The organism is Clostridium sp. AF22-10, assembly GCF_003478725.1.
Lineage (GTDB): Bacteria > Bacillota > Clostridia > Lachnospirales > Lachnospiraceae > Otoolea > Otoolea fessa.
Genome location: NZ_QUFZ01000013.1, coordinates 77011 through 88630, shown reverse-complemented (window position 1 = coordinate 88630; position 11620 = coordinate 77011). Strand labels below are relative to the sequence as shown.

The 11620-nt window shown below is 48.4% G+C and carries 11 protein-coding genes, 2 tRNA genes, 1 rRNA gene and 1 riboswitch; all 14 genes read left to right on the top strand.

Annotation, left to right across the window (positions count from 1 at the left end; genetic code table 11):
* A 23S ribosomal RNA gene (locus tag DWX91_RS10745) occupies nt 1-94 on the top strand; the annotation flags it as partial.
* A gap of 136 nt (nt 95-230) precedes the next feature.
* Nucleotides 231-304 (top strand) — tRNA-Pro (locus tag DWX91_RS10740).
* 13 nt (nt 305-317) lie between these two features.
* A tRNA-Gly gene (locus tag DWX91_RS10735) sits at nt 318-390 on the top strand.
* 321 nt (nt 391-711) lie between these two features.
* Entirely contained in the window at nt 712-1443 is a 732-nt protein-coding gene (gene rpsB, locus DWX91_RS10730) for a 30S ribosomal protein S2 (protein ID WP_022359217.1), read from the top strand.
* Between the two features lie 124 nt (nt 1444-1567).
* A complete protein-coding gene (gene tsf / locus DWX91_RS10725) occupies nt 1568-2500 on the top strand; it encodes a translation elongation factor Ts (protein ID WP_117796323.1) in 933 nt (310 codons plus the stop codon).
* Between the two features lie 457 nt (nt 2501-2957).
* Nucleotides 2958-3064: riboswitch (TPP riboswitch) on the top strand.
* A gap of 391 nt (nt 3065-3455) precedes the next feature.
* Complete coding sequence (thiW, locus tag DWX91_RS10720; RefSeq protein WP_117796324.1) at nt 3456-3992, top strand: energy coupling factor transporter S component ThiW; 537 nt, start codon at nt 3456-3458, stop codon at nt 3990-3992.
* The gene (thiM, locus tag DWX91_RS10715; RefSeq protein WP_117796325.1) at nt 3985-4806 is read left to right on the top strand and encodes a hydroxyethylthiazole kinase; all 822 of its coding nucleotides are present in this window, start codon (nt 3985-3987) and stop codon (nt 4804-4806) included. Before thiW ends, thiM begins: the two co-directional genes overlap by 8 nt.
* A gap of 54 nt (nt 4807-4860) precedes the next feature.
* Complete coding sequence (gene thiE / locus DWX91_RS10710; protein WP_118472127.1) at nt 4861-5496, top strand: thiamine phosphate synthase; 636 nt, start codon at nt 4861-4863, stop codon at nt 5494-5496.
* A gap of 182 nt (nt 5497-5678) precedes the next feature.
* A complete protein-coding gene (gene thiD / locus DWX91_RS10705; RefSeq protein WP_118472126.1) occupies nt 5679-6488 on the top strand; it encodes a bifunctional hydroxymethylpyrimidine kinase/phosphomethylpyrimidine kinase in 810 nt (269 codons plus the stop codon).
* Nucleotides 6485-7147, top strand: coding sequence for a thiaminase II (gene tenA / locus DWX91_RS10700; RefSeq protein WP_118472125.1), 663 nt, complete (start codon nt 6485-6487; stop codon nt 7145-7147). The genes thiD and tenA overlap by 4 nt, the downstream gene beginning before the upstream one ends.
* A gap of 2 nt (nt 7148-7149) precedes the next feature.
* Nucleotides 7150-7902, top strand: a complete 753-nt coding sequence (locus tag DWX91_RS10695) for an ABC transporter ATP-binding protein (protein WP_118472124.1) — start codon at nt 7150-7152, stop codon at nt 7900-7902.
* Nucleotides 7903-7937: 35 nt separating this feature from the next.
* Entirely contained in the window at nt 7938-8678 is a 741-nt protein-coding gene (locus DWX91_RS10690; protein ID WP_118472138.1) for an ABC transporter permease, read from the top strand.
* Nucleotides 8679-8914: 236 nt separating this feature from the next.
* The gene (locus DWX91_RS10685; protein WP_118538841.1) at nt 8915-9982 is read left to right on the top strand and encodes an ABC transporter substrate-binding protein; all 1068 of its coding nucleotides are present in this window, start codon (nt 8915-8917) and stop codon (nt 9980-9982) included.
* Nucleotides 9983-10373: 391 nt separating this feature from the next.
* Nucleotides 10374-11447 carry a tryptophan--tRNA ligase gene (gene trpS / locus DWX91_RS10680; protein ID WP_118472123.1) on the top strand — a complete coding sequence of 358 codons (1074 nt, stop codon included), beginning with the start codon at nt 10374-10376 and terminating at the stop codon, nt 11445-11447.
* The last annotated feature ends 173 nt before the right edge of the window (nt 11448-11620 follow it).

Below are 11620 nucleotides of genomic sequence, written 5' to 3'. Positions count from 1 at the left end.
AGACCCCTTGAAGACGACGAGGTAGATAGGGCAGAGGTGGAAGCGTAGTAATACGTGAAGCTGACTGTTACTAATCGGTCGAGGGCTTAACCAAAAGGTTATGGTTAAGAATTGGATAGGAAAGAGGAAGTTATTTCCTAAAAGGATGAAAGATAGAAAGTAGAAGAAATTCAGTGTGCAGTTTTGAAGGTATATAAACGTTCAAGAAAATCAAATATAAACGTGGATGACGGGGTGTGGCTCAGCTTGGCTAGAGCGCTGGTTTGGGACCAGGAGGTCGCAGGTTCGAATCCTGTCACCCCGATTCTTACAAATATGCGCGAGTGGCTCAGTTGGTGGAGCGCGACCTTGCCAAGGTCGAGGCCGCGGGTTCGAGTCCCGTCTCGCGCTCTTTTTATTTCTAGGATTTATGCGGGTTCCGAGGTTTTCGGAGCCCGCTTTTAATTTACATAGAATTGCTAAAAGTTTTTACTGAAGGTTTTGTATTATCATTCCGTATATGCTTGCTGGAAGAAATTCAAGAAACGAAGAAAAATGAAGGAAAATGCGTGATTTTTTTAATTTCCACTTGCATGTATACCTTGCCTGTGATATAGTATAAAGGCTGAAAATTCACGCCGGTCGGATTTGCGCAGGACGGTGCTCATTATGAGTCCCCGCGGAAAGCATGAGAAGACGGCGGAAGAAAAACCAAAATTGGAGGAAAGAAACATGAGCGTTATTTCAATGAAGCAGTTACTTGAAGCAGGTGTACATTTTGGACACCAGACCAGAAGATGGAACCCGAAAATGGCTCCGTACATCTACACCGAGAGAAATGGTATCCACATCATCGACCTTCAGAAATCTGTAGGTAAAGTAGATGAGGCTTACAAGGCAGTATCCGATATCGCAGCAGACGGCGGCACAATCCTGTTCGTTGGTACAAAGAAGCAGGCTCAGGACGCTATCAAGACCGAGGCTGAGAGATGTGGTATGTTCTATGTAAACGAGAGATGGTTAGGCGGTATGCTGACAAACTTCAAGACCATCCAGAGCCGTATCGCTAGATTAAAACAGATCGAGGCTATGTCTGAGGACGGAACTTTCGACGTTCTGCCGAAGAAAGAAGTTATCGAGCTGAAAAAAGAGTGGGAGAAGCTGGAGAAGAACCTGGGCGGTATCAAAGATATGAAGAAGATCCCGGATGCTATCTTCGTAGTAGATCCGAAGAAGGAAAGAATCTGCGTACAGGAGGCTCATACTCTGGGTATTCCGCTGATCGGTATCATCGATACCAACTGTGATCCGGAAGAGCTGGATTATGTAATCCCGGGTAACGATGATGCTATCCGTGCCGTAAAACTGATCGTTTCCAGAATGGCAGACGCTGTTATCGAAGCTAAGCAGGGCGAGGCTGAGGCAGCTGCAGCAGAGGGCGAAGCAGAGGCTACAGAGGCTTAATTAACCCCAAAATTAAAAACTGAAACCAAAAGACCAGGAGCACGCCGCGGTTTTCCGCATAAAAGCGTGCTCCGCGCGGGTATACGAACGTGTACCTGAATTTATATACACGGAGGGATTTAAGATGGCAGTTACAGCCGCAATGGTAAAAGAGTTACGTGAAATGACAGGCGCTGGTATGATGGACTGTAAGAAAGCTCTTGCAGCTACAGATGGCGACATGGACAAAGCTGTTGAGTTCCTGAGAGAAAAAGGACTTGCAGGCGCTACTAAGAAAGCTGGCCGTATTGCAGCAGAGGGTATCGTTATGACTAAGGTTACCGCTGATGAAAAGAAGGCAGTTGTAGTAGAAGTAAACGCAGAGACAGACTTCGTAGCTAAGAACGAGAAGTTCCAGAACTATGTATCTGATGTTGCTGAGCAGGCGCTGAACACAAGCGCAGCAGATATTGACGCATTCCTGGCTGAAAAATGGGCAAAGGATCCGTCCCTGACAGTTGCAGAGGCTCTGTCTTCCCAGATCTCCATCATCGGCGAGAACATGAAGATCCGTCGTTTTGCTCAGTTAGCTGAGGAGAACGGTTTCGTTGCTTCCTACATCCATGCAGGCGGCAAGATCGGCGTTCTGGTAGACGTTGAAACTGACGTTGTAAACGATGCAATCAAAGAGATGGCTAAGAACGTAGCTATGCAGGCTGCAGCTCTGAAACCGCTGTACACCAACGACAGCGAAGTAGATGCAGATTACATCGCAAAAGAGAAAGAGATCCTGACTGTAGCAGCTAAGAACGAGAAGCCGGACGCAAACGACAAGATCATCAGCGGCATGGTTATGGGTCGTATCAAGAAAGAGCTCAAAGAGATCTGTCTTCTGGATCAGGTATATGTTAAGGCTGAGGATGGCAAGCAGAGCGTAGCTCAGTATGTAGCTCAGGTTGCTAAAGAGAATGGCGCGAAGATCACTGTTAAGAAGTTCGTTCGTTTCGAGACTGGTGAAGGTATCGAAAAGAAGGAAGAGAACTTTGCAGAGGAAGTTGCAAAGCAGATGGCACAGTAAGCGAACTACTTGTTGTAACTTCATATAACTTATTAGAAAGTGCTGAAACCCAGTATTTATGTAGGGTTTCAGCACTTTTTTGTGTACTGTTTTTTGATACTTTTTTATATAACTTGTTGCAATTTATTATATCTTCTTATGCGAATTGTGTAAAAAAGTGTGTAGTGAGTTGTGTAGAGGTTTTGGGGGATTTGTGTAATAACACGAATGGAACGCCTCAGCTGATTGCAGACGCGCCTTTGCAGTCTGCTCAGCATTACATTTACCGGTCTCAGGATCCCATTAGCGATTCTTTTGGGTGGCATTATGGGACTCACCGGAATCTGGCGGGCGCTTACGCTGACCTTGATCGTGAAAGGATAGGGGATAAAAGTGTACCAGAAAGTCATACTTGAAAATTCCGCCAGATGCGCTATAATAAGTCTGGCGATGGTTCAGCAGGGAAACATTGCAAATTTGATAAAAACAGGGGAGCTCGTTGGCGGGCTGAGAGGAAGTAATCGAACTTCGACCCTTTAACCTGATGCGGATAATGCCGTCGTAGGAAGTCATGAGATGAATTTTTACAGGAGATATCCGCAGGGGTATCTCCTGTTTTTCATATAACAGGAAAATCCGTTGAAATTTCCTGTTATATAAAAGCCCTACCGGGCGGGATCGCACTGCGGCGGAAGGGAATCATGTCGCAAGCAACCGCGCTCGGCGCGGGAATGTGCCAGGGCACATTCTTTTAAAATTAAATTCTTTGAAAGGGGGAACGTATTCCGCATGTGTGCGGCGAGCTGAGGGGGAGCGCCCTGGGCTTTGTAGGCAGCGATGGGAAGCCGTGTTCCGGCGTGAGAGGATACCAGAGAGTATCGACCGAATTTCATGCAGAAAACGTAAATTGTTCGTAACTGTTCAAGAATATCAAAGAAACAGAACAGTTGCAAATTTTCAAAGAAGGAGAAGAAAAATGAATAAGACAAACACGAAAAAACTGGCGATTGCGGCTGTATTCTGTGCCGTTGCCGTCGTAGGAAGTTTATTTTCCGTTCCGGTGTTCGGAAGTAAGTGTTCCCCGGTACAGCATATGGTAAATATCCTGTGTGCCGTTCTTCTGGGACCGGGCTATGGACTGGGAGCGGCCTTTGCAGCGGCGCTGATCCGAAATCTGTTAGGACTTGGAAGTCTGATGGCATTTCCGGGCAGTATGTTTGGCGCCCTGATCTGCGGACTGGTTTACAAGAAAACGCAGAGTGTGTTTGCAACTTTGATCGGTGAGGTGCTTGGAACGTCCATTCTGGGCGGATTTGCGGCATATCCGGTGGCGGTTTTCCTGATGGGAAAGAGCGCGGCGGGACTGGCTGTCTATGCCTATGTGGTTCCGTTTTTGATCTCGACCGCGGGAGGCGCGATCATAAGCGCGGTTCTGATTTTAAGTTTAAAGAAAGCCAATATTTTAGCAGGAATGCAGGAAGCACTGAGAGAGGAGAAGCCAGCACATGTTTAAAGAAATATTTGATAATGTAAGAGAAAAATGTCCGTTAATCCATAACATCACGAACTACGTGACTGTCAATGACTGTGCCAACGTGGTACTCGCATGCGGCGCGTCCCCGATCATGGCGGATGATAAGGACGAAGTTTCGGATATCCAGACCATCTGCGGCGGACTGAATATCAATATCGGCACATTAAACAGCCGGACCATCGAATCCATGCTGCTTGCCGGAAAGCGGGCAAATGAGCTGGGTCATCCGGTAGTTTTAGACCCGGTAGGCGCCGGTGCGTCGAAACTCAGAACAGAGACCGCCAATCAGCTTTTAAAGGAAGTCAGGTTTACCGTGATCCGCGGGAACATTTCGGAGATCAAGACACTGGCACTTGGAAATGGAACGACGAAGGGTGTGGATGCCGATCTGGCAGACCGGGTGACGAAGGAAAACCTGGACGAGGCGGCAGCTTTTGCGAAGGCATTTGCTGGAAAGATGAACGCGGTCGTTGCGATTACCGGTGCGATCGACATTGTGGCGGATGCGGAGAAGGCATACTGCATTTACAACGGTCGTCCGGAGATGTCTTCCATCACGGGAACCGGCTGTCAGCTCTCGGCTCTGACGGCGGCCTTTGTGACAGCCAACCAGGAACAGCCGCTTGAGGCAGCTGCTGCGGCAGTCTGCGCGATGGGACTGGCCGGGGAGACGGCATACGCCCGTTTAAGTGAACTGGACGGCAATGCGACTTATCGGAATTATATCATTGATGCTATTTATCGCATGAACGGAGAAGCGCTGGAGGCTGGAGCAAAATTTGAAGTAAGATAATAGAGCTTTAGTGTCCGTTTTTATAAGAACAGCTGAGAGAAGGAGGAAATGCAGATGAACTGCAGACCGGAAGATATGCTGCTTTACGCGGTGACAGACCGCGCATGGCTGAAGGGGGAAACTCTGGAGAGTCAGGTTGAGAAAGCTTTGAAGGGCGGGGCGACGTTTGTCCAGCTGAGAGAAAAGGAGCTTGACGAGGCGGAGTTTCTGGAGGAGGCAAAGAAGCTTAAAATGCTTTGCAGAAAGTATCAGGTTCCGTTTGTGATCAATGACAACGTGGAGATTGCCCTGGCGGTGGATGCGGACGGCGTCCATGTGGGACAGAGCGATATGGAAGCGGGAAAGGTCCGGGAAAAGCTGGGACCAGATAAGATCATCGGCGTTTCCTGCAAAAATGTAGAACAGGCGCTTCTTGCGAAAAAGCATGGGGCGGATTATCTGGGAGTCGGAGCCATCTATCCGACGGGAACCAAAAAGGACGCCGATGCCGTGACGCCGGGGATGCTTGCCAAGATCTGTCAGGCAGTCGATATTCCGGTTGTTGCGATCGGCGGACTGAATAAAGAACATCTGGAACTGTTAAAAGGAACAGGTGTGGACGGCATTGCAGTGGTCAGCGCCTTGTTTGCGGCCGATGATATTGAAAAGGCAGCAGAGGAACTGAAGGAAGCTGTAAAAAAGGTTCTGTAAAGATGAAAACGTTGTCATTTTGTCAAAAAAATGGCATGAAAAAGTTTATGAGAAAAAGCTTGTGAAAAAAGCTTCATTAAAAAATGGTAAGAAACTTTGCAAAAAGTTTTTTATGGCGGCACATTGGGGGCACCACCTTGTGTCGCCTTATAAAAGTTATTGATGCCTGAAAGGAGTTAATTATGAAGACAGCATTAACAATCGCTGGAAGTGATTGCAGCGGAGGCGCCGGTATCCAGGCCGATTTAAAGACGATGATCGCCAATGGAGTATATGGAATGAGTGCGATCACGGCGCTGACGGCCCAGAACACAACCGGCGTCCAGGGGATTTTTGAGGTAACCCCGGAATTTCTGGAACAGCAGATTGACAGCGTATTTACGGATATTCGTCCGGATGCGGTAAAGATCGGTATGGTTTCTTCAACCGGACTGATCAAGTCGATTGCGAAGAAGCTTTGTGAGTACCAGGCAGAAAACATTGTTGTGGACCCGGTTATGGTGGCGACGAGCGGAGCAAAGTTAATCGGCGACGACGCTATCGACACCTTGAAAGAATCGCTTTTTCCATTAGCGGCGGTTCTGACACCGAACATTCCGGAGGCAGAGGTCTTATCGGGAATGAAAATTAAGTCTGCCGACGATATGATTGCGGCAGCAAAATGGATCAGTGAAACGTACCATTGTGAGGTTCTCTGCAAGGGCGGACATCAGTTAAATGATGCCAACGATCTTTTATACCGGGACGGCGGATACCGTTGGTTTAACGGAAAACGCATCCACAATTCCAACACCCATGGGACGGGCTGTACCCTGTCCAGCGCGATTGCATCCAATCTGGCGAAGGGCTATGATCTCGACACCGCGGTGGAGCGTGCCAAAGCATATATTTCCGGCGCACTGGGAGCGATGCTGGATCTCGGCAAAGGATCCGGTCCGATGGATCATGGATTTGATTTCCGGGGAAAAGGATTTGCGGAGGAACGCGTATGACAATGACAGAGAGGCTTTTGGAAGCCACAAAGGAGATCTGGGCTGGTTACAATGAAAAACCGTTCGTAAAAGGCATTGCGGACGGCAGTCTGGATCATGATAAATTCAAATATTATATGATACAGGATTATCTGTATCTGATTGATTACACAAAGGTGTTTTCCATCGGGGCGGCAAAATCAACGGATCTCGCATTTATGCGCCTGTTTGCCGGATATACCCACTCGATTCTGGATGGGGAGATGGATATTCACCGTGCTTACATGGAACGTTTGGGGATAACCAGAGAAGAGGCGGAACAGACGCCGGTCGCTCTGGATAACCTTTCTTATACTTCTTATATGCTTCGCATCGCTTATGAGGGGGGCGCGCCGGAGGCGGCAGCAGCGATATTGTCCTGCGCCCTCAGCTATGAATGGATTGCGAAGAAAATCGCAGCAGACAGACCGGATGCCGACAAACATCCATTTTATGGGGAGTGGATCCGGGGATACGCTTCCGAGTCTTACCACAAGGAAAATGAAGTCCTTGTAGAGTGGATGAACCATCTGGCAGAGGATCTGTCTGAGAAACAAAAGAAACATCTGGTGGATATTTTTGTGGCCTGCTCCCGCTATGAAGCGGCATTCTGGGATATGGCGTGGGAAATGAGGCGGTAAATATGCTTACATTTGACAACGTGCGTTTCCAATATGCGGTAGAGAATTTTTCGATCATTGACCATCTGTCGTTTGAAGTCCAGGATGGGGAGTTTGTGTCCATCATCGGCGCTTCCGGCTGTGGAAAAAGTACGATCTTCCGGCTGGTAAATAAGCTTCTTACCCCGGCTTCCGGTGTGATCCGGGTGGATGGGGAATCGATCGAAACGAAGAAAAATTACTGCGGATATATGCCGCAGCAGGATCTGCTGTTTCCATGGCGCACCGTGCGGGAGAATCTGATGCTTCCGATGGAGATTCAGGGCGGATATTCGAAGGAACAGATGCAGAAAAAAGCGGATGATGCGCTTCAATCGGTTGGACTTGCAGACTGGGGAGATAAGACTCCGAAAGAGCTTTCCGGCGGTATGCGCCAGAGAGCCGCCTTTGCGAGAACGGTTCTGACGGGTTCAGACCTTCTGCTTTTGGATGAGCCGTTTTCAGCCCTGGATTATCTGACAAGACTGTCTATGCGGGAGTGGCTTCTGGAACAGTGGGAGAAGGAGAAAAAGACGGTTCTTTTCATCACGCATGATGTGGAAGAAGCGGTGTTTCTGTCCAGCCGGATTCTCGTGGTGGAACAGTCACCGATCACACATCTGCGCTCCATCGAGGTCCCGGCGGGATATCCGCGATCCCGGGAAGAGCTTCGCAGACCGGAGATTCTGTCCTTAAAGGAAGAACTGATCGGAATGCTTAAGAAGGAGAAGGCGTGATGGAACAGAAAAAAATAAATAAAATGGGAAGCCGGATGAATGCGAATCTTCCAGCCCTGATTCTGGTGGCGGTGCTTCTGTTTACATGGCAGGCAGCGGCTATGGGGATTGATGCGGCCTATATTCTCCCGTCTCCGGTTCAGGTGGTTGTACGGCTGTGGGAACTTCGGGGTCCATTATTTACGGCACATCTGCCGGCGACGATGTCGGTAGTCGTGATTGGACTTTTGATCTCGATCGTGCTGGGCGTGGGACTGGCTGTGCTGATGGATGCCAGTGAGACGGCAAGAAAGGCGCTGTATCCGCTGATCATCGCCTCGCAGACAATCCCGACGACGGCGCTGGCACCGCTGTTTGTCCTCTGGTTTGGCTACACGATCTGGAGCAAGGTGCTGGTAACGGTACTAATTACGTTTTTCCCGATCACGATCACGGTATTTGACGGGTTCCGGTCGGTGAAGACGGAAATGGAAGAACTTTTGTTTACATTTGGAGCGGATAAACGTCAGATCTTTTTGAAATTAAAGATTCCGGCGACGCTTCCGTACTTTTTTTCAGCGATCAAGATGGCGGTACCGCTGTCGATCATCGGAGCGGCGATTGGAGAATGGCTGGGCGCTCAAAGCGGACTCGGATATTTCAGCCGGAGAATGATGACCCAGTTAGATGGAGCTGGTGTATTTGCACCGATTCTGCTCTTATCGGTAGTGGCGATGGCGGCAACGTGGGTTGTCTCGCTGCTTGAAAAGCGGATGATTTTCTGGAGGAATGAGTAGGAAATTGTGATATAGGATGAAATTTTGAAGTATGTGTGCGGATATTGAAAAGTCTGTATTTTTGAAATGTGTGCTGCAGACCGAAAAAAGTGTATTCACAAAAAAGCTACTCGTGAAGAAGTGCAGATCTTTGAGATTGGTATGTGAATCCAGCAAGTCATATGCAAAAAAAACTGGAAAACAGATAAGTGATAGGGAAATATAGACGGAAATTTGTAAAACTGAAAGGATATGAGATGAAAAAACGAATGAGAATGGCTGCCGCAGTGATGGCAGCAGTGATGGGAATGATGACACTTGGCGGATGTGGAACGGCCAGCGAAAAGAGTGAGACAGCTGCTCAGGCAGAGGGCACGGATGCGAAACAGACCTCGGAAGATGGAAAAAGTCAGGATCTTAAGGAGATCAATGTGGTTCTTGACTGGTATCCGAATGCGATCCATACTTTTATTTATACGGCGATCGAGCGCGGTTATTATGCGGAAGAAGGACTGGATGTGAAAGTGCGTTTTCCGGCCAATGCGAACGATGCGTTATCACTGGTAGCGGCTGGAAAGGCGGAGATCGGCATGTACTATCAGCAGGATGTGATCCAGGCGGTTGCCAATCAGGGAACGAAGATCAAATCCATCGGTGCGATCGTGCAGTCCCCGTTAAGTGTCGTTCTTTCTTTAAAGGATAAGAATATCACAGGACCGGAAAATCTGGTTGGAAAGACCGTTGGTTACGGCGGAACAGCACTCAGCGAGGCGGTTGTCAAGAGCATGATGGAATATGTGGGAGCGGATGCATCGGATGTAAACCTGATCGATGTCGGATTTGAACTGATGAGTTCTATGACGACCGGCAATGTGGATGCGACGATCGGATGCCTTGTCAACCATGAGGTTCCGCAGATGGAGGAAGAGGGCTTTGATGTCAACTACTTCATGGCAGATGGATATGGAATCCCGAATTATTATGAGGAAGTATTCCTTGCCAACAACGAAATGATCCAGCAGGAGCCGGAAGTTCTGGAAGGATTCTTACGCGCATCGAAGAAGGGCTTTGAAGACTTTAAGAACGATCCGAATGGCTGCCTGGCAATCCTGATGAATAATCAGAATGAGGAAAACTTCCCTCTGACCCAGAGCGTGGAGGAAAAGTCCTGTGAGACACTTCTGCCGCTCATGGAGAGCGATGAGGTTCCGTTTTTGACCCAGACCGAAGAGTGCTGGCAGGAAAACATCGACTGGATGAGCGAGAGCGGGCTGATCGATAAGAAAGTGGATGTTTCGGATGTGATGGTAAACCTGCAGGAGTAAGAGCCAGAAGCAGTCAGAGACTGGCTGTTTGTGCAGAGCAAGTAAATTTCCGGAACTGGAAATTCTGGTGTTTAACATATATATGCAAGACAAGAATGGTAACAGAGTTACTGTTCACGGGTAGGCACTTTTGGAACCGAAAGTGCCGTGAGAAAACGTGGTGGCAGCAGGAATTTGCCGTATTTAAATGCGAAGCCACGGCAAATTCCGTTACTGGGCACGTATGCGTGTACAGTAAACAACAGGGCGTTACTGGGGAAGATGGAGTCTCAGAATGTTGACAGTCTGCCAGCCAGGATATATAATATTTTCGTAACTGTTCAGTACCTTAACAGTCACGCGCAAAAATCCATTAAAGAAAAAACACCAGAATGGAAGGGGAAACAAATAGATGAAGAAAATTATTTTAACCGGCGATCGTCCTACCGGGCGCTTACATGTCGGACATTATGTTGGCTCTCTGAGCGAGAGAGTGAGACTTCAGAACTCCGGCAAGTTCGATGAGATCTATATTATGATTGCCGATGCACAGGCGCTGACAGATAACGCAGATCATCCGGAAAAGGTGCGTAAAAATATTCTGCAGGTTGCCCTGGACTATCTGGCTTGTGGAATTGACCCGGAGAAATCCACCATCTTTATCCAGTCGATGGTGCCGGAGCTGACAGAGCTTACTTTTTACTATATGAACCTGGTTACGGTATCCCGTGTACAGCGAAATCCTACCGTAAAAGCAGAGATTCAGATGCGTAATTTTGAGGCAAGCATCCCGGTTGGATTCTTTACTTATCCGATTAGCCAGGCGGCGGATATCACTGCATTCCGCGCGACGACCGTTCCGGTTGGAGAGGATCAGATGCCGATGTTAGAGCAGTGCAAGGAGATCGTCCATAAATTCAACAGCGTGTACGGCGAGACCCTGACGGAACCGGAGATCCTGCTTCCGTCCAACAAGGCGTGTCTGCGTCTGCCGGGTATCGATGGAAAGGCAAAGATGAGCAAATCGCTTGGAAACTGCATCTACCTCTCTGATTCGGAAGCAGATGTGAAGAAGAAGATCATGTCCATGTTTACAGATCCAAATCACCTGCGTGTCGAGGATCCGGGTAAAGTCGAGGGCAATCCGGTCTTCATCTATCTGGATGCATTCTGCCGTCCGGAGTATTTTGCAGAGTTCCTGCCGGATTACCAGAACCTGGACGAGCTGAAAGCACATTACCAGAGAGGCGGTCTGGGCGATGTGAAGGTGAAGAAATTCTTAAATAACGTTATGCAGGCTGAATTGTCTCCGATCCGTGCGAGACGCCAGGAATGGGAGAAGAGAATCCCGGATGTATTTGACATCCTGAAAGAGGGAAGCAAGGCAGCAGAGGCGAAGGCTGCTGAGACGCTTCGCGATGTGAAGGCTTCAATGCGGATCAATTACTTTGATGATGACAGTCTGATCGATACGATCGAGGACTAAGAGAAAAAGTGGAAATTCAGCGCGGCTTTCTGAAATGCCGGGAGTGTGCTGCCGGAAATGAATTGAATTAAGAAATAGAGAAAAGTCTGTCTTTTGGCATGGGAAAGGTGTCGGGGGACAGACTTTTTTGCGTGATTCCCACTTAAAAACGGTTTACATAGTCCCTAAAATTC

Bases quoted from the DNA above. Each gene is read 5' to 3' on its own strand.
- rpsB (WP_022359217.1), top strand. From the start codon at position 712: ATGAGCGTTATTTCAATGAAGCAGTTACTTGAAGCAGGTGTACATTTT.
- tsf (WP_117796323.1), top strand. From the start codon at position 1,568: ATGGCAGTTACAGCCGCAATGGTAAAAGAGTTACGTGAAATGACAGGC.
- thiW (WP_117796324.1), top strand. From the start codon at position 3,456: ATGAATAAGACAAACACGAAAAAACTGGCGATTGCGGCTGTATTCTGT.
- thiM (WP_117796325.1), top strand. From the start codon at position 3,985: ATGTTTAAAGAAATATTTGATAATGTAAGAGAAAAATGTCCGTTAATC.
- thiE (WP_118472127.1), top strand. From the start codon at position 4,861: ATGAACTGCAGACCGGAAGATATGCTGCTTTACGCGGTGACAGACCGC.
- thiD (WP_118472126.1), top strand. From the start codon at position 5,679: ATGAAGACAGCATTAACAATCGCTGGAAGTGATTGCAGCGGAGGCGCC.
- tenA (WP_118472125.1), top strand. From the start codon at position 6,485: ATGACAATGACAGAGAGGCTTTTGGAAGCCACAAAGGAGATCTGGGCT.
- DWX91_RS10695 (WP_118472124.1), top strand. From the start codon at position 7,150: ATGCTTACATTTGACAACGTGCGTTTCCAATATGCGGTAGAGAATTTT.
- DWX91_RS10690 (WP_118472138.1), top strand. From the start codon at position 7,938: ATGAATGCGAATCTTCCAGCCCTGATTCTGGTGGCGGTGCTTCTGTTT.
- DWX91_RS10685 (WP_118538841.1), top strand. From the start codon at position 8,915: ATGAAAAAACGAATGAGAATGGCTGCCGCAGTGATGGCAGCAGTGATG.
- trpS (WP_118472123.1), top strand. From the start codon at position 10,374: ATGAAGAAAATTATTTTAACCGGCGATCGTCCTACCGGGCGCTTACAT.